At 67.2% G+C, this 17,860-nt stretch carries 16 protein-coding genes; 13 read left to right on the top strand and 3 right to left on the bottom strand.

The window, feature by feature from the left end:
* The first annotated feature begins 73 nt into the window (after positions 1–73).
* From ABIE00_RS02280 to ABIE00_RS02220, 13 genes are all read left to right on the top strand, one after another.
* A complete protein-coding gene (locus tag ABIE00_RS02280) occupies positions 74–970 on the top strand; it encodes a LysR family transcriptional regulator (RefSeq protein ID WP_354256217.1) in 897 nt (298 codons plus the stop codon).
* Between the two features lie 170 nt (positions 971–1,140).
* Entirely contained in the window at positions 1,141–1,449 is a 309-nt protein-coding gene (locus tag ABIE00_RS02275; RefSeq protein WP_354256213.1) for a YciI family protein, read from the top strand.
* Between the two features lie 9 nt (positions 1,450–1,458).
* Positions 1,459–2,544 carry a zinc-dependent alcohol dehydrogenase gene (locus ABIE00_RS02270; RefSeq protein WP_354256211.1) on the top strand — a complete coding sequence of 362 codons (1,086 nt, stop codon included), beginning with the start codon at positions 1,459–1,461 and terminating at the stop codon, positions 2,542–2,544.
* The gene (locus ABIE00_RS02265; protein ID WP_354256208.1) at positions 2,541–3,389 is read left to right on the top strand and encodes an FAD-dependent oxidoreductase; all 849 of its coding nucleotides are present in this window, start codon (positions 2,541–2,543) and stop codon (positions 3,387–3,389) included. The genes ABIE00_RS02270 and ABIE00_RS02265 overlap by 4 nt, the downstream gene beginning before the upstream one ends.
* Entirely contained in the window at positions 3,386–4,198 is an 813-nt protein-coding gene (locus ABIE00_RS02260) for an FAD-binding protein (protein ID WP_354256206.1), read from the top strand. The genes ABIE00_RS02265 and ABIE00_RS02260 overlap by 4 nt, the downstream gene beginning before the upstream one ends.
* A gap of 258 nt (positions 4,199–4,456) precedes the next feature.
* Entirely contained in the window at positions 4,457–5,446 is a 990-nt protein-coding gene (locus ABIE00_RS02255; protein ID WP_354256203.1) for a LacI family DNA-binding transcriptional regulator, read from the top strand.
* A 2-nt stretch (positions 5,447–5,448) separates the two neighbouring features.
* Positions 5,449–6,429 carry a 2-hydroxyacid dehydrogenase gene (locus tag ABIE00_RS02250; RefSeq protein ID WP_354256200.1) on the top strand — a complete coding sequence of 327 codons (981 nt, stop codon included), beginning with the start codon at positions 5,449–5,451 and terminating at the stop codon, positions 6,427–6,429.
* On the top strand, positions 6,426–7,643 hold the full coding sequence (manD, locus tag ABIE00_RS02245; RefSeq protein WP_354256197.1) for a D-mannonate dehydratase ManD: 1,218 nt from the start codon (positions 6,426–6,428) through the stop codon (positions 7,641–7,643). The genes ABIE00_RS02250 and manD overlap by 4 nt, the downstream gene beginning before the upstream one ends.
* Positions 7,644–7,645: 2 nt before the next feature.
* Entirely contained in the window at positions 7,646–9,175 is a 1,530-nt protein-coding gene (locus ABIE00_RS02240) for a mannitol dehydrogenase family protein (protein WP_354256194.1), read from the top strand.
* The gene (locus ABIE00_RS02235) at positions 9,172–10,224 is read left to right on the top strand and encodes an NAD(P)-dependent alcohol dehydrogenase (protein WP_354256192.1); all 1,053 of its coding nucleotides are present in this window, start codon (positions 9,172–9,174) and stop codon (positions 10,222–10,224) included. The genes ABIE00_RS02240 and ABIE00_RS02235 overlap by 4 nt, the downstream gene beginning before the upstream one ends.
* 102 nt (positions 10,225–10,326) lie before the next feature.
* Positions 10,327–11,718 carry an MFS transporter gene (locus ABIE00_RS02230; protein ID WP_354256189.1) on the top strand — a complete coding sequence of 464 codons (1,392 nt, stop codon included), beginning with the start codon at positions 10,327–10,329 and terminating at the stop codon, positions 11,716–11,718.
* A gap of 82 nt (positions 11,719–11,800) precedes the next feature.
* Complete coding sequence (locus tag ABIE00_RS02225; RefSeq protein ID WP_354256186.1) at positions 11,801–12,487, top strand: bifunctional 4-hydroxy-2-oxoglutarate aldolase/2-dehydro-3-deoxy-phosphogluconate aldolase; 687 nt, start codon at positions 11,801–11,803, stop codon at positions 12,485–12,487.
* The gene (locus ABIE00_RS02220; protein ID WP_354256183.1) at positions 12,484–13,452 is read left to right on the top strand and encodes a sugar kinase; all 969 of its coding nucleotides are present in this window, start codon (positions 12,484–12,486) and stop codon (positions 13,450–13,452) included. Before ABIE00_RS02225 ends, ABIE00_RS02220 begins: the two co-directional genes overlap by 4 nt.
* A 119-nt stretch (positions 13,453–13,571) precedes the next feature.
* Here ABIE00_RS02220 and ABIE00_RS02215 read toward each other — a convergent pair whose 3' ends face one another.
* The 3 genes from ABIE00_RS02215 to ABIE00_RS02205 all read right to left on the bottom strand — a co-directional run bounded on the left by ABIE00_RS02215 (position 13,572) and on the right by ABIE00_RS02205 (position 17,814).
* Complete coding sequence (locus ABIE00_RS02215) at positions 13,572–14,666, bottom strand: type I restriction endonuclease (protein ID WP_354256180.1); 1,095 nt, start codon at positions 14,664–14,666, stop codon at positions 13,572–13,574.
* A gap of 128 nt (positions 14,667–14,794) precedes the next feature.
* Positions 14,795–15,103 (bottom strand): hypothetical protein, encoded by a 309-nt coding sequence (locus ABIE00_RS02210; RefSeq protein ID WP_354256177.1) that lies wholly within the window; start codon positions 15,101–15,103, stop codon positions 14,795–14,797.
* Positions 15,104–15,315: 212 nt separating this feature from the next.
* A complete protein-coding gene (locus tag ABIE00_RS02205; RefSeq protein WP_354256174.1) occupies positions 15,316–17,814 on the bottom strand; it encodes a sensor domain-containing protein in 2,499 nt (832 codons plus the stop codon).
* Between the last annotated feature and the right edge of the window lie 46 nt (positions 17,815–17,860).

The following is a 17,860-nucleotide window of genomic DNA, read 5'->3' as shown; positions in this document are numbered from 1 at the left end:
ATTGCCGATTTGAGGGCATTATCTGCCTTTTCGTGGGATAGTTCTGCCGTTTCGAGGGCACAGGAGGAACCGGATGGAGCTTCGGCAGATTGAGGCGTTCCTTGCCGTGGCCGAGGAACTGCACTTCGGCCGGGCAGCGCACCGCCTCCGCATGGCCCAGTCGCCGCTAAGCCAGACCATCAGGAAGCTCGAGAAGGAGCTGGGCTCGGATCTGTTTGAGCGCAACACCCGCTCGGTGGCCATGACGACGGCGGGTGTCGCCTTTCTCCCCCACGCCCGCCGGATTATCGACGAACTTGATCTCGCCCGCCGTTCCGCCGTCACCGAACCCGGCACGTTCTACGGCCGGCTCAGCATCGGTTTTTCCGGAGCGCTGAATCATCGAACGCTTCCCCCGCTGACCCGGGCGCTCCGCCACCGCTACCCGTCCCTGGATCTGACCCTCACCGGCGGCCTGCTGACCCAGGATGCCCTGCAGCAGCTCCGCAACGGTTCGCTGGACCTCGCCTTCGTCGGACTGCCACTCGATGCCGGCCCGCTGTCCACGCGCAGCATCGCGCTCGAACAGCTCGGCGCCACCGTTCCCGTGGACCACCCGCTGGCCGAACGGCCGGCGGTCAGGCTTGCCGAATTGGCCGACGACGGTTTTGTCACCATGCGCGCCGCTCAGGGATCCACGCTCCGCGAGGCCATCTTCGCCGCCTGCGCGGCCGCCGGGTTCCGGCCAAGGGTGGCACAGGAAGTCACGGATCCGTACACCGCGCTGTCGCTCGTTGCCGGCGGCGTCGGGGTCAGCCTGATGCCCTCCTCCGTCGCCAGCATCATGCCGGGGGGCACCGTGTTCATCCCGCTGAACGGCACCGCGCCCCTGCTGGAATCAGGCCTCGCCTGGAACCCCGCCGGCATCTCCCCCGCCCTGGCACTGGCTCTGGCCATCGCCGAGGAAGTCCTCCCGACGCCGGCCGGCTGAGCCGGTATCCACGGGCTGGCACCCAGGTCAGCTGAGGCACCCAGCCCCGGTTCCCGCCGTCGTACATTATGTGCTTTCCACACATACTCATTGACCAAATAAGTGTTGGACGCGGCACAATCCCGGTGGCCACGATGGAGGGAACATCCACTCAACGATGAGGACACACCATGGGAACATTCGCCGTCACCTACGCCTACACCGCCGACTCGTCCGCAGGCCGGGACGAACACCGCCCCCGCCACGTGGAATTCCTGCAGGAGCAGTTCGACGACGGCACACTGATGAAGAGCGGTCCGTTCGGGCCGGAGGAGGAACCAGGCGCGCTCCTGATCATCGAGGCTGACTCGAAGGCCGACGTCGAGGCCCTGATGGACCAGGACCCGTTCTATCGCAACGGCCTTGTGGAGCAGCGCAGCATCCGGCAGTGGAACGTCTTCTTTGATGCCGACGCCGGCGCCGGCACCACGCGGAACTAGGAGCGCGCCATGCTGATCGCGCGCACCATCTCCAAGGAGACGCTCCGGTACGAGGACGTTCCGCAGCCGGCCCTCGAGCCGGGCCATGCCCTGGTCCGTGTCCACAACGTCACCCTCTGCGGGACTGACCTGCACATCTGGGAGGACGACTATCCGGCCGGGCTGCCGGTCATCCAAGGCCATGAATTCGCCGGCATCGTCGAGGCCATCGGAGACAACGACGCCGGCATCCGCGCCGGCGACCGCGTTGCCGTCAGCCCGGTGGTCTACTGCGGACGCTGCCGCCCGTGCCGCCTGGGCCGGTTCAACGTCTGCGAGAACATCGGCTGCATCGGGTGCTATTCGGACGGCGCGCTCGTGGAGCTGGTCAGCGTGCCGGCGGAGAAGCTCTGCCCTGTCCCGGACGGCCTGGAACTGGATCTCGCGGCCGTGGCCGAGCCCGCGTCCATCGCCATGCAGGCGGTGAACCGGGGGCGGCCATCTCCGGGAGAAACAGCCCTGGTGCTGGGCAGCGGTCCGATCGGGCTGCTCGCCACGCTGTACCTGACCGATCTGGGTGTGAACGTCGTTTGCGCCGACACCGAGCCGGACCGGCTGGCGCTGGCTTCCATGTTTGGCGCCGTCGATACGCTGCTGGTGGATCCCCGTGCGGATTTCCCCGGCGCGGACCAGGCCGCCCGGCTGGATGCGCTGACGGATTCGTCCCGCCCGGAGCTGGTCATTGAGGCCACAGGCGTTCCGTCCTCGCTGGAAACCGCCATACGCCTGGTGGCGAGCGCCGGACGGATCGTGCAGGTGGGGATTTCGGCGCGGACCGCGTCCGTCCCGATGAACGCCATCCCTTTCAAGGAGATCGACCTGCTGGGCAGCCGGAACAGCCTGAACCTCATCCCGGCAGGGCTGGAACTGCTGGCCCGGCACCGCGACCAGGCCCGCGCGCTACTGACCCACCGTTTCCGCTTCGAGGACCTGCAGCAGGCCTTCGAACTGATGCGCAGCCGATCCGAACCGGTGGGGAAGATCGTGGTGGACATGCCGTCCGCGCAGTCGGCCCGCCCAGCGGGGACTGCCGCAATGACGGAGGCCCGGGCGTGAGCGGAGGCGACGCCGTGAGCGGCACGGCGTCGGGCCCGCTGCTTACGCCCGCACGGAACATCGAGGGCACCTACGACGTGGTGGTTGCGGGCAGCGGTGCGGCCGGCCTGGTCGCCGCGGTCCGGGCGGCCGATGCGGGGCTGAGGGTGCTGGTGGCGGAGAAGGCCGCACTGCTCGGCGGCACTACTGCGGCCGGGGGCGGCGTGATATGGGCGCCGAACAACCACCTCGCCCGGCAGGCCGGGTACCGGGACAGCCGTGAGGACGGCGTCGCCTACCTGACCGAGGCCGCCGGGCACGGGCTGACCCGTGAAGAAGTGGAGTGGTATGTCACCATGGCGCCACGCGCCGTCGCCTATCTCGACGCCGAAACCCGGCTGTCGCTGACACCGATCGCCCGCCCGGATTACCACATGGAATGGCAGGGCGCGGCCGACGGCGGGCGCAGCCTGGACAACGGTGCCTTCGACCCGTCGGGGTACCCGGGCCTCGCGGAGGCGATCCGGCCGTCGTCGTATTTTCCGCTCCTGACCATGACCGAGCGCGACCAGCTTAACGGCCGCGCGGCTGATCCGGAGCTGCTGGCCCGGCGGGCCTCCGCGGGCGTGCGGACGATGGGCGGCGCCCTGGTGGGGTCGCTGCTGGCGAGTGCGCTGGACCGCGGCGTGGAGATCGCAGTCTCCGCGCCGGTCGATGACCTGGTCCGCGATGGTGACAAGTGGACGGTGACCCTCGGCGGCGTTGCAGCCGGCAAAACCATCTCAGCGGGCGCCGTCGTGCTCGCTTCCGGCGGTTTCGAATGGAACCCGGGCGGTTGCGCCGGGCGTTCCTGCCGTTTCCGGTGACGCCTATCAGCGCGCCGTCCAACGAGGGCGACGGCCTGGAGCTGGGGCTGAAGGCCGGCGCCGCGGTGGCGGACATGACCGCCATCTGGGGTGTGCCGGTGATTTCCGAGGCCTCGCACGAGTACGACGGCGTGCGGTCCGGCCGGATGGGGAACGTGGAAATGACCCTTCCCGGCTCGATCACGGTGAACGCGGCCGGGAAGCGGTTCGTGAATGAGGCCCTGAACTATCACGATGCCTGCCGGGTGTTCGCCTCCGTTGACCCGCTGACCGGCCGCCAGCAGAACAACCCGGCATGGCTCGTGTTCGACGCTGCGTACTTGGCGAAGTACCCGGTGGCCGGCTCGGGCGCGGGCTCTCCGGCCGCGTGGATGACGGCGGCGGATTCGCTGGACCAGCTGGCCGGCAAGGTGGGGATTGATCCGGTTGGACTGGCAGCCACGGTTTCCAGGTTCAATGCCGACGCCTCGGAGGGGGTGGACACGGAGTTCCACCGGGGCGCCACGCCGCAGGACCGCTTCCTCGGCGACGCCGCCAACACCCCCAACCCGTGCCTGGCCCCGCTCGCGACGGCTCCGTTCTACGCCGTCCGGATTTCCGCCGGCGTGCTGGGAACCTCCGGCGGCCTGGACACCGACTTCAACGGCAGCGTCCTGGACCGGCGCCGGCAGCCCCTCCCGGGCCTCTACGCCGCGGGCAACGTCTCCGCCGGGGTTTTCCGCAACAACTACCCCGGCGGCGGCGCAACTCTGGGCTCGGCCATCACCCGGGCCTTCGCAGTCGGGGAGCACCTCGCCGCAAACCTCTAAGCCGCCCACCTTGGAGTTTTTGTCCACGTGCCGCGACTTCAAGGGGCGTTTAGCGCCCATTATCTGTACAAAAACTCAGGCAAACGAAGGACGACGGCGGGACCACCCGCCGTCGTCCTTCTTGCGTTATCGCGGTCCTTGGCAATCCAGGCCCATCCATTCAACCCTGTGATGCAACTCATGGAAAACCCTTGACAACTTTGTACAACTCTTTCCATAATTGAGGAGAAGGGTTTCAACGAAGCAACTGGAGGACCGATGCCGGCCAAACTTACGGACGTCGCAAAGCTCGCGGGCGTCTCACTCGCCACAGCGTCACGGGCGTTCGGCGACCCCGGCAGACTCGCCGCCGAAACCCGGCAGAAGGTCATGGACGCTGCCACTCAGCTTGGCTACGACGTCCCGGGACTCAGCGGCAGCCGGACCTTCGGCGTCGTCGTTCCGGACATCTCCAACGCGGTGTTCGCCGCCCTCATCAAGGCCATCCAGGATCAGGCCTGGCACGGCCGGCACCGCATGGTCCTGGCCGACACCGGCGAGTCCTCCGGCCGCGAGCGCGACCACCTCGCGGCCTTCGCCACCGGCGTGGACGGCATCATCCTCTGCTCTCCGCGGCTCCCGTCGGAGCAGATCCACGACCTGGCCGGCAACGCGCCGCTCGTCGTGATCAACGGCGAGGCAGACCAGGCCGCCCGCGTGCTGATGGAAGCAGGCGAGGGGATCCGGCAGGCCGTCGAGCACCTGCACGCCCTCGGCCACCGCAAGCTCGCCTACATCCCCGGCCCGGCCTCCTCCTGGGCCAACGGCCAGCGTCTTGCCGCCATCACCCGACTCTGCGAAGAGTGGGGCATCGAACTGGTCACCGTGGGCAACCAGAATGCCACGGTCGACGGCGGCCTGGCCGCCGCCGCTTCGGTGGTGGCCAGCGGTGCCACCGCCGTCATCGCCTACAACGACCTCGTCGCCATCGGCATGCTCGCCGGCGCCCGGACGCTCGGCTACCACTGCCCTGAGGACATCAGTGTGGTGGGCATCGACGACCTCGACATCGCCGCAGCCGCCGAACCCGGGCTCACGTCCGTCCGCGTTCCCATCACCCGCAGCGGCTCCCTCGCCCTCGAACTCCTCCTCGAACAGATCGCCGGCAAACCGACCGCCACCGAGGCCGTCCACCTCAACTCGCAGCTCATCGTGCGCGGCTCTACCTTCGCCGCCCGCACCGCCGACCACACCCTCCAGGGAAAGTAACCATGAGAATCGTCATCGCAGACTCCAACCTGATGCCCCAGCGCGCCACCTTCGAGGCGGCGCTGCCGGAAGGCACCGTCACTTCCTGGCACGACAGCTGGAACGAACACTCAGTCCTGACCGACCTCAAGGACGCCGACGTCTACGTGGGGCCCAAGTTCACCGCAACCATGGGCGCCGAGGCACGGAACCTGAGGCTGGTCCACGTGGCCGGCGCCGGCTACGACGGCATCGACGCGGACGCCCTGCCCGCCGGAGCCGTCTGCGCCAACACCTTCCACCATGAGGGCTCCATTGCCGAACACATCGCCACCGTGCTCGTGGCCCTCCGCCGCAACCTGCTGGGCCAGGATGCCGCCCTGCGCACCGGCGTCTGGTCCTCCTCGGTCTACTCCCCCGACATCCGCCAGCCAGAAACGCTGCGCGGCGCGGTGGTGACATTCCTCGGCTTCGGCCACATCGGCAGCGCCGCCTGGAAACTGCTGCAGGCCTTCGGCGCGGAGGGCATCGCCATCACCCGCAGCGGCTCAGTCAACGCGGAAGAACAATCCCTGCGGTGGACCGGCACCACGGACCGCCTGGGCGAGGCCCTCAGCGAATCCGACGTGCTGGTCGTCAGCATCCCGCTCGACGCCGGAACCACCTCCCTGATCGGTGCGGCCGAACTGGACGACCTCGGCCCCGACGGACAGCTCGTCAACGTCGCCCGCGGCCCTGTCGTCGACGAAGCCGCACTCTACGAGGCCCTGAAGGAGCGCCGGATCGCCGGCGCCGCCATCGACGTCTGGTACCAGTACCCGGGCACCGACGGCCGCGGCGAACCGTCATCGCTGCCGTTCGGCCGGCTCGACAACGTCATCATGACCCCGCACTCCTCCGGCGTCACCGCCGAAACCTTCCGCGGACGCGCCCTCGAGATCGCCGAAAACATCGCCCGCCTGTCCGCGAACCAGCCACTCAAGAATGTAGTGATTTCCCGATGACCCGAAAAATCGTCGACGTCGACGTCCTCGTCACCAGCCCCAGCCGCAACTTCGTCACCCTGAAGATCACTACCGACGATGGGCTGATCGGCTGGGGCGACGCCACCCTCAACGGCCGCGAACTCTCGGTCGCCAGCTACCTCCGAGACCACCTCGCCCCCGCCCTGCTTGGCCGGGACGCTGACCGGATCGAAGACACCTGGCAGTACTTCTACCGTGGCGCCTACTGGCGGCGCGGTCCGGTGACGATGGCCGCGATCGGCGCCATCGACCTGGCACTGTGGGACATCAAGGGCAAGGCCCTGGACGTTCCCGTCTACCAGCTGCTCGGCGGCGCCGCCCGGGACAAGATCCTCACGTACACCCACGCCACGGGCTGGGACGTTCCCGAGCTCCTCGACTCCGTGGACCGCCGCCGGGAACAGGGCTTCCGGGCGGTGCGCGTCCAGTCCGGCGTTCCGGGTCTGGACAAGGTCTACGGCGTTACCCGCGGAGCGGCCAGCTACGAACCGGCGGGCCGCGGCGCCGGACCCGTCGAAGAGGACTGGGACACCTCCGCCTACCTCCGCCACGCCCCGAAGGTCCTCGCCGCGGTCCGCGAGCACGTGGGCCCGGAGCTCAAGCTCCTGCACGATGTCCACCACCGGCTCAACCCCACCGAAGCCGCCCGGCTGGCCAAGTCCCTCGAGGACGTGGACCTGTTCTGGCTCGAGGACGTCACGCCCGCGGAAAACCAGCGCCTGCTGCGCACCCTGCGCCAGCAGACCACCGTCCCGCTGGCCATCGGCGAGGTCTTCAACACCGTCTGGGACTGCGAGCACCTCATCACCGAACGCCTCATCGACTTCATTCGGACCGCCGTCGTGCATGCCGGAGGCATCTCCCACGTCCGCAAGATCCTGGCCCTGGCGGAGGTTTACCAGATCAAGGGCGCGCCGCACGGCCCCTCCGACGTCTCGCCGATCAACCTCTCCGCCTCCCTCCACCTGGGCCTGGCCACGTCCAACTTCGCCATCCAGGAATACATGGGTTACGACCCCCTGGTGTCCGAAGTGTTCCAGTCCAGCTTCCGCTTCGAGGACGGCTACCTCCATCCCGGCGACCAACCTGGCCTCGGCGTGCACGTGGACGAGGACGCAGCCGCCCGCTTCCCCTACAAACAGGCCTACCTGCCCGTCGCCCGCGAGCTCGACGGCACCATGAAGGACTGGTGACCATGACTTCCGCTCCCCCGCTCTCCGCGGCCCTCCCCGGGATCCTGCGGCGGCCGGCAGCACCGGCCGCAGGGATCGTGCACCTGGGCCTCGGCAACTTCCACCGCGCACACCAAGCTGTCTACACCGACGCCGCCGTCACCGCCCACGGCGGCGACTGGGGCATCATCGGCGTCGCCAGCCGCTCCTCCGCCATCCCGGACGCCCTGCACGCCCAGGACATGCTCTACACCGTGGTGGAAATATCACCCGAGGGTTCGACGTTTTCCGTTCCCCGGGTCCACACGGATGCCTTCACCGCCGCCGCCGACCCGGACCGCGTGGTCAGGGCCATCGGCGACGCCGGCACCCGCATCGTGTCCCTCACCGTCACCGAAAACGGCTACAACTACACCCCGGCCACCGGCTCCCTGAACCTGCAGGACCCGGCCATCCGGCACGACCTCGCCCACCCCGGCTCGCCCCAGACCCCGATCGGGCAGATCGTCCGCGGCCTGCAGCACCGGTCCGGGACCCACGCCGAACCCGTCACCATCCTCAGCTGCGACAACCTCGCCGACAACGGCCACCACACGCAGCGGCTGGTCCGCGAATTCGCCGCGCTTCTCCCGCCCGCCGAAGCCGCCGAAGCACTGGCCTTCATCGACACCCGCACTAGCTTCCCCTCCTCCATGGTGGACCGGATCGTGCCGGCCACCACCGAGCACTACCGCAGCCTGGTCTCATCCCGGCGCGGCTACAGGGACCGGATCCCGGTCCCGGCCGAGCCGTTCACCATGTGGATCGTCGAGGACAACTTCATGGCCGGACGCCCCACCTGGGAAGCCGGCGGCGCGGTGTTCTCTGACGAGGTGGCCGGCTACGAGCAGCTGAAGGTCCGCCTGCTCAACGGCACGCACTCCCTCATCGCCTACCTCGGAGCCCTCACCGGCGCCGCCACCATCCCCGACTCCGTGTCGCACCCGACCATCGAACTAGCCGCCCGCTCCGTCCTGCGCAACGAGTACCTGCCCAGCGTCACGGTGCCCTCCGGAGTGGACGTGGAGGCCTACGAGGAACAGCTCTTCTCCCGCTGGCGCAACACGGCCCTGGGCCACCGCACCAGCCAGGTGGGCTCCGACGGGTCCGTCAAACTCCGCCAGCGGATCCCGCTGCCGGCGCTGCAGATGCTCGACGACGGCGGGATGCCACAGCTGCTGGCCCTCACCACCGCCGCGTATCTCGCTTGCATCGCCCCCCTGGCCGGGTTCGACCCCGGCCCCCAGGCCCACGACATGGCGGACCCGGCGCGCGGGCTGCTGGCCGGGCTGGCGGCAGGATCCCGCTCGGGCCAGGATCTCGCCCGCAGGGTCCTCGGCGACCACCACCTCCTCGGCGAGGAACTGGCCGACCGGGACGGATTCATCCTGCGCACCGGCGAGCTCATCGACATCATCCACTCAGCGGGACCGCTGGCCGCCATCGCCGAGGCCGGCACCGCCGCTTCCCTCACTCCAGCACCGTTCCTCCAAACCGTTCGGAGCACGCCATGACCACCCAAGCCATACCGTCAACCAAAACAGCCGGGCTTCCCACCGGCACCCAGGCCGCCGTGCTGCACGGCGCCCGCGACCTGCGCATCGAGCACAAGCCGCTGCCCGTCCTCGGCCCGCAGGACCTGCTGGTCGAAATGCGCTCCGGCGGGATCTGCGGCTCGGACATGCACTACTTCGCCGAAGGCCGCAACGGCACCAACGTGCTGCGCCAGCCCACCGTTCTGGGCCACGAAGGTGCCGGCGTCGTCATCGCCGCCGGACCGCAGGCCACCGTCGCCGCGGGCACCGCCGTCGTCATCGAACCGGCCCTGCCCTGCCGGGAATGCCCCACCTGCCTCGCCGGGCGCTACAACCTCTGCCCCGCCGGAACCTGCTTCGGTTCCCCGCCCACCGACGGGCTGTTCGCCCGCCACGTCGTGGTGCCCCAAGCCGCCGTCCACCCGCTGCCGGACAGCATCCCGGCCGAAATCGGGGCAGCGATCGAACCGCTCGCCGTCGCCGTCTGGGCTGTGGAACGGGCGCAGGTCCGGAAGGGCCACCGCGTGCTGATCACCGGCGCCGGCCCCATTGGGCTGCTGGTGGCCCAGGTCGCGGCAGCCCGGGGCGCGGCCGAGATCGTGGTGACGGACGTGAACGACGACCGTCTCGCCGTCGCTACGAAGTTCGGCGCCACCAGAACCATCAACACCGCAACCACGCCGCTGGACCTAGCGGGCATGGACCGGCTGATCGAATGCTCCGGCAATCCGAGGGCCCTCGCGGACGGCATCCAGACCTTGGCCCCGGCAACCCGCGCCACCGTCGTCGGCCAGGCCAAACCCACGATGGACGGCATTCCGCTCGGGTTCCTCCAGCGCTACGAGATCGACCTCGTCACTGCCTTCCGCTACGCCAACGCATTCCCGACGGCGATCGACCTAGCCTCCTCCGGCGTCGTGGACCTGCCGTCCATCATCACCAGCACGTTCCCGCTCGAAGACGCCGCGGCCGCCCTCACCGCCCCGGTGACCGACCCCACCAACCTCAAAGTACTCATCACCTACTGACCCTCCCCAACCGCTCCCTAGCCTCGCAAGCTCGGCCAGGGAACCCGGCGGTCGTGGCCCCAGCCCGATCACCACAGGACATCCATTCAAAGGAGTTTGGAAATGACCACAGCAGCACACGTTCCCCCGGGGGAAGTCGATCAAAGCAAAGTCCGGAAGGCCGCCGTCGCCGGCCTCATCGGCACCACCCTCGAACTGTATGACTTCGTCATCTACGGCACCGCCTCCGCGCTCGTCTTCAGCAAACTGTTCTTCCCCAACGTCTCCCCCGCAGCTGCGCTGATCGCCAGCTTCACCACCTTCGCCGTCGGATTCCTGTTCCGTCCCCTCGGCGGCATCTTCTTCTCCCACTTCGGCGACCGCCTCGGCCGCAAATGGATCCTCGTGGTCACGCTGCTCCTGATGGGCGGCGCCACGCTGGCCATCGGCCTGCTGCCCACCTTCGACCAGATCGGCCTCTTCGCCCCGGTCCTGCTGTGCGTGTGCCGTGCAGCCCAGGGCTTCGGCGCCGGCGCCGAACAATCCGGCGGCGCCACACTGCTCACCGAATCCGCTGCCCCCGGTACCCGCGGCAAGCTGGCCTCGCTGATCATGGTCGGCGCGGCTGCCGGCACCGCCCTCGGGGCACTGGTGTGGATCGCCGCCCAGTCCCTGGCTCCGAACGACATGCTCACCTGGGGCTGGCGGCTGGTCTTCCTCTCCAGCATCTTCGTCACCGTCGCCGCGCTCATCATCCGGCGCAAGCTGGACGAATCCCCCGTGTTCGAAGAGATCAAGCAGGCCCGCACCGAGCCGCCAGCCCCGCTCAAGGAAGTCGCCAGGCACGGCAAGGCCAACGTCCTGCGCGTCATCCTCATGAACTTCGGCGTCAGCACCCAGTCCTACACCATCCAGGTCTTCATGGCCTCGTACCTGATCACCGTCGTCGGCACGGACCCCAAGTTCATTCCGCCGGTGCTGCTCATCGGTGCGCTCTGCGGCGGCGTCGCCGCTGTGTCCTTCGGAATCTTGTCCGACAAGATCGGCCGTCGGCGGGTCGTCTCGCTGATCACCGGAGCGCTCATCCTCTTCCCGGCACCGGCCTTCATGCTCCTGACCACCGGCTCCCCCGTGGCCATCGTGCTCGTGATCATCGTGGGCTTCATGCTGGCCTGCCAGGGCGTGGTGGGTGTGCACATGAGCTACTTCCCGGAGATCTTCGGCAGCCGCTACCGCTACGCCGGGGTCACCCTGGGCCGCGAGTTCTCCTCCATCATCGGCGGCGGCATCGCGCCGATGGTCTGCGCCGGACTGCTGGGCCTCTTCAGCAACTCCTGGATCCCGGTCGCCATCTACATGTCGCTGACCATGCTCGTCAGCTTCATCGCCACGCGACTCTCCCCCGAGACCGTCAACCGCGACCTGACCGATCCCGAGGACGCCCGCCCTGCCGGCGGTGTGGTTGCCACCCCTACGGTGGCGGCTGAGCTGGCCGCCGCCCGCCCCGTCAAGTAGCACCCAGTGCACGACGCCGGCACGCGCCGCCGTCGTGCACTGTCAGTTCCGTTGTATAGCACTTCGACCGCAAAGGAATCCCATGCTCCGCCTCGAAAACCCCGGCACGGCGTCCCGGCCGGCACCGTCCGCAGTCCTCCGTGAGACCCGTGCCGTGGCCGTCCTCCGGGCCGGGCACGCCTCGGACTACGCGCCGGTCATCGAGGCCCTGCAGCGCGGCGGCGTGCTCAGCATCGAACTCACCCTCAGCACGCCCGGCGTCTGGGAGGAGCTTCCCCTCCTCCGTGAGCGGTTCGGTGGCTCCCTCGAGATCGGCGTCGGGACGGTCACCGAAGCAGAGGACGCCGAAACGGCCCTCGATCTGGGCGCAGCCTACATCGTCACTCCGGTCACGGATCCGGGCGTCATTGAGGCGTGCATCCGCCGCGGCGTTCCGGTCTACCCCGGCGGCCTGACCCCCACCGAACTGCACACCGGCTGGAAACTGGGCGCCACCGCCGTCAAGATCTTCCCGGCCTCCACCGTCGGCGCCGGTTATGTCTCGCAGCTGCGCGGCCCGTTCCCGGACATCGAGGTGATCCCGTCCGGCGGCGTCACTATTGAGGACGTGCCGGCCTGGATCAGGGCCGGCGCCCTGGCCGTCAGCCTCGGCGGGCCACTCCTGGGCGACGCCTTCAAGGGCGGCGACCTGCAGGGCCTCACGGCAAGGGCACGGCGTGTACGCCAGCTGATCGACCAGACCGCCGAGCAGCTGGGAGCGGTCAAATGAACGCGGGCAATCCGGTGAGCACGGGACCATACGTGCTCACGTTCGGCGAGACCATGGCGCTGATGCGCGCCGACCAGGTCGGCCCACTCGCGCACGCCTCCACCATGAGCCTGGGCATCGGCGGCTCCGAGTCCAACGTTGCCATCGGTCTCCGCCGCCTCGGCGTGCATGCTGTGTGGTGCGGACGGATCGGGGCGGACTCCCTGGGCCAGCTCGTGGAGCGCGAGATCCGGGCTGAAGGCGTGGACGTCCGCATCGCCGTCGACCCTTCCGCCCCCACCGGGCTGATGATCAAGGAACGCCGCACACCTGATACGCAGCGCGTCAGCTACTACCGCGCCGGGAGCGCGGGTTCCCGGATTGCACCGGCAGACATCGACGACGAGCTCATCTCCGGAGCCGGGCTGCTGCACGTCAGCGGCATCACCCCGGCGCTGTCGCCCCAGGCGGAGGCTACGCTTCGGCATGCCATCCGTGTGGCCAGGACTGCGGGTGTCGCCGTCTCCTTCGACCTGAACTTCCGCGGCAACCTCTGGTCCGCCGAGGGTGCCGGCAGCGTCTACCGCGACATCATCCCGTTGGCGGACATCGTGTTCGCCGGCCAGGATGAGGCAGCGATCGCCGTCGGTCCGGGTGAACCCGAGGAGCTGGCCCGGAGAATCGCGGACCTGGGGCCGGGCCAGGCCGTGATCAAGCTTGGTGCCGGCGGTGCCCTCGCCCTGGTCGACGGGAAGCTCTTCCGGCAGGCCGCTGTTCCCGTTTCCGTGGTCGACACGGTCGGTGCCGGCGACGCCTTCGTGGCCGGCTACCTGGCCGAACTCGTGGAAGGCCGCAGCCCCGCCGAACGCCTCCGCACCGCCGCCGCCACGGGAGCCTTCGCCTGCCTGGTCCCCGGCGACTGGGAAGGCTTCCCCCGCCGGCACGAACTCGCGCTGCTGGAAGCAAAGGAGCCGGTCTCCCGCTAGCACCGGGCTGCGGCGTTTGGCCCCCATTATCTGTACAAAAACTCCAAGCAAACGAAGGACGACGGCGGGACCTCCCGTCGTCGTCCTTCTTGCGTTAACGCTGTGCCTGCTGCTGTCCCTTATGACTCAAGATAGCTACGAACGCTGCTGCGCAAAATGTCTGCGTTCTCGTAGATCTCGTCCAGCGAGTTGATCGGGATACGCGTCTCAGTCTTGCTTTCATCGAACACACCCAAATACTTCTGGACACGGTTGAAGTGCAACCTGGCGATCGGCTTCCGGTTGTTGTCATCGAGCAGAACCGCAAAGTAGGACTTCGCGTCGCGCTGTACGACGCGTGCAGGCTTGACGTCGCCGCACACAATCGCCCGGACGATATGGAAGCCTTCCAACTCCTCCAGCGTGGTCTCGATCCCGGTCTCGACCAGGTCGTCCTCCGCCGATTTTTCGCTGGTGACGGTAGCCGCGATCTCCGGGTCACTCGCCATCGGGAAGTTAGGAGCGCCCAAGGCTGTCTTCAGTCGTTCGTTGACCTGTTCATTAAGGAACTGCTTAGTCGCCTTGGTTACAAGGCCCGTGAACTGTTCCCTGACCTTCTGGGTGTACGGCCCCTCATAGACCTTCGCCGTCAGGAATTTGACCCAGTCATCCTCGGGCAGCTTAAACTCCGATGCGATAACTCGCTTGATGGCCCCTATGTACTTCAGTTCACCCGCCGCACTGATGATCGAGTCAAGATCAAAGACGTCCTTGGACAGTTTCATCAACTCGGGGATGAGGGTCTCGTCAACCTCGTTGAGGTCCAGGACGAGGAACGGCTTCGCGTCCATGCGGTTCGGTGCATCCAGGTCAGTAAAGAACTGATACACCTCGCCGTTGGTCAGAATGGCGATACGGGCGTTCGTCACAGCGAAGTAGCGGAAGAGCTGGGAGGCGTGCTCAATACGCAAGGGCTCTTTGGATTTTTTGCATTCGATGAGGATCTGGACCGTACCACCATGCATGATGGCATAGTCGATCTTTTCCCCTTTTTTCACTCCGACGTCAGCAGTAAATTCGGGCACGACTTCCAAAGGATTGAAAACGTCGTAACCAAGAATCGTTGAGATGAAGGGCATCACGAAGGCGTTCTTCGTTGCCTCTTCCGTCTCGATCTGAGATCTCTGCTGTCGCACTTTTGCTGCCAGCGCGGTCAGTCGTTCAGCAAACTCCATTGTTCCCTCCAGATTCATTTCCACTTCAGCCCGGCCAAATGCACACGAGATATGCGTAAAAGCTATGTGGTATTGCAGCTGGCAGCAAGATATTCCAAGGCACCTGATGATTCAGGCCCTCTGAACGTCTAGTTGCCGGAGCCGGATGCCGCGGCGATGAAAATCAGGAGGAAGACCAGTAGCGAAAGAACCCCCGCAATCGTGTCAATCCAACCGAGAACCTTTCCCAACGTTGCGGAGTGGTGCAAGGCTTCCGCCTTCCGGGCATTGGAAATCGCCAGCGGGCCGAACACGATGCCGAGGAAAAAGAATCCGATGACACCGAAGATGACGGATTTTTCCTTGAATTTGCTGCCATGGAAGAACTCAAGAGAGTTATTCTGCTGCACATTCGGATAGTTCGGATACTGGTACGGCTGGTTGCTGGGGTAGGACATGCGGGCCTTTCTCGACGCGGGGATATTTGATGACGGGAGTGGTTGCGGCCGGCGTGCATTGCAGGCCACCGGTTTCCCCTGTTGAAAAATATCTCTCGTGAACGACTCAAAGAGGCCTTTTAGCCGATCTTGCGGAAATCCTCCCTATAATCTGTGATGACGTTGAGGCTTGGTCCAATATCTGGACAAATATGCCGGAACCGTCGGTGAATCTAGCCGACGCGGGGCAGCGTCTCCTCCGCGGACATACCCGCGGAGATCGTGGCGGGGAGGTTAGCCGGGTGCGACTGCAGCCACGCCGGGATCCGGTCGGCAGGAAGCGGCTTGCTCCAGAGGTACCCCTGGGCGAGGCGCACTCCCAGCCGGCGGAGTTCGCTCAGCTGCACGGCGGTCTCCACGCCTTCGGCCACCACGTCCAGCCGCAGGCTCTCTGCCATGCCGAGGACCAGTTCGATGATCGTGGCCCCGTGCGGGTCGGTCCCCAGCTCCTCGACAAAGGTGCGGTCAATCTTGAGGGTCCGGGCCGAGAGCCACTTGAGATAGCTGAGCGATGAGTAGCCTGTGCCGAAGTCGTCGATGGACAGGCCCACTCCCAGGCGGGCCAGCCGCTGCAGCGTTTCCTTGGGCAGGTCCGGCTGGTCCATGAGCACGGTTTCGGTGATTTCCAGGTGGACGGCGGCCGGGTCGATGCCGGTGTCGCGGATGGCCGCCTCCACGACGTCCGGAAAGTCGCCGGCCACGAGCTGACGGCCGGAGATGTTGACGGCCGCAGTGAAGTTTTCCGCCCCCGGGACCTGCGTGCGCCACTGCTGCACCTGGCGCAGCGCCTCCCGGAGCACCCACGTGCCGATCGGCAGGATCAGGCCCGTCTCCTCGGCAATCGGGATGAAGGCGTCGGGCATGATCGGGCCGTGCTCGTGGTGGTGCCAGCGCAGCAGCGCCTCGAAGCCCACGGCACTCTCGGTGGAAACGTCAATGATCGGCTGGTAGTTCAGTGTCAGCTCATTGCGCTCCAGCGCAAGCCGCAGGTCGGATTCGAGATCCAGGCGCCCAGTGGCCCGTCCCGTCATGCGCACGTCGTAGATCGCGGACGAATCCCCGCCGGCGGATTTGGCCCGGTACATGGCGGCGTCGGCCCCCTGCAGCATCGATTCCGCGGTGTCCTCCTCGTCCGCCAAGGCGATGCCCACGCTGACGTTGAGGTAGATCTGGCGGCCGTCCACATCGAACGGCCGCCGGGTCGCCGCCTGGATCCGTTCGGCGACGGCCTGAGCCCCGCTCATCTGCAGGTTCTCGCAGATCACCACGAATTCGTCGCCGCCAAACCGGCCCACGGTGTCGGCTCCCCTGACTGAGGCCTTCAGCCTTTCCCCCAGTTGCACCAGAATCTTGTCGCCGGCACTGTGGCCGATGCCGTCATTGATCAGCTTGAACCGGTCGACGTCGACGAACATCACCACCGGGCGGGCGCTCCGGTCCAGGAACCCTTGCAGGACCTCGGTGACCATGTACCTGTTCGGCAGGCCGGTCAGGGCGTCATGGCGGGCCTGCCACTCCAGGATCTGTTCCGCATTCTTCCGATCGGTGATGTCCAGGACGGTGTCGAGGAACCGGATCGGCTTGCCGTCGGCGCTCGTCATACTCCTGATGCGTGAGTGCAGCCACCGCTGTTCGCCGGTGGGCCGGATAATCCGGTATTCGAAGTCGGCGAAACCAAGCCCGCGGTCCAGGCTCGCCCACACGTCGCGGACACGGTCGCGGTCCTCCGGGTGCGTCCGCGCCAGGATGGTTTCCCTGTCCTTCGGGCCGTCCGCAGGCATTCCCAGGATCCGGTCGAATTCCTCCGAATGCCACGTCTCACCGGTGGCCACCGTGTGCTCGACGCTTCCGACATGGGCCATCTCCTGGGCTGCAAGCAGGCGTTCGCGTTCCGCTTCGGCCGCGGCTTTCAGCCGCTGGATCTCCGTGATGTCCCTGGCGATGGCGGACGCACCCACCCGGATTCCGTCCTGGTCGTAGACGGGGGACACGGTCAGTTCGACGTCGATCACCGACCCGTCCTTGCAGCGCCACCGGGCTTCCACACCGGTAACGAACGTTCCGCTCCCCGACCGGGAGGTGACGTCCGTGCCAAAGTAGGCTCCGTCGTCGGCGGTCACCAGCCCGTGGCCGTGTCCCACAGCCTCCCAGGAGCTCCAGCCGAGCATCCTCGCCGCCCCCGCGTTCCAGCTGGTGATCTTGCCGGTGAGGTCCGCGCCGATGATGGCATCCCCGGAGGATTCGACCATGGCCGAGAGCCGGCGCAGGATGGCCTCGGTGTGCTTGCGGTCGGTGATGTCCTTTGAAATCGCCACGACTGCCACAGGCACGGTGTGCCGGCCCCTGATCCGGCTGACTGTCGCGTGGACCGGGAACTCGCGGCCGGTGCTGTGGCGCACCCACAGCTCGCCGGCCCAGTCCCCGCCGCGGGCGATTCTGTGCGCAATTTCCAGGTCCGTGGCAGCCTGGCCCCGCTCCTTGGCGCCGTCCACGATTCCCAGGTCACTGATCCTCAGCCCCAGCGCCCTGTCCGGGCCCAGCCCGTACAGACGCTCCGACGCACGGTTCCAGTAGGTGATGCGCCAGTCGCCGTCCATGCCGATGACCGACTGGCCGATCTCGTCCAGCAGCAGCGACTGCATCACTAAATCGTCGCGATGTTCCCCAGCCATAACCCCTCCGACAGGTGCTCCCCCAAATGGCAGCGCGCTATGCACT

Origin of the sequence: Arthrobacter sp. OAP107 (assembly GCF_040546765.1) — a bacterium.
Classification (GTDB): domain Bacteria; phylum Actinomycetota; class Actinomycetes; order Actinomycetales; family Micrococcaceae; genus Arthrobacter.
The sequence above is the reverse complement of the archived record's forward strand: the minus strand, read 5'-3'. Positions and strand labels throughout refer to the sequence as shown.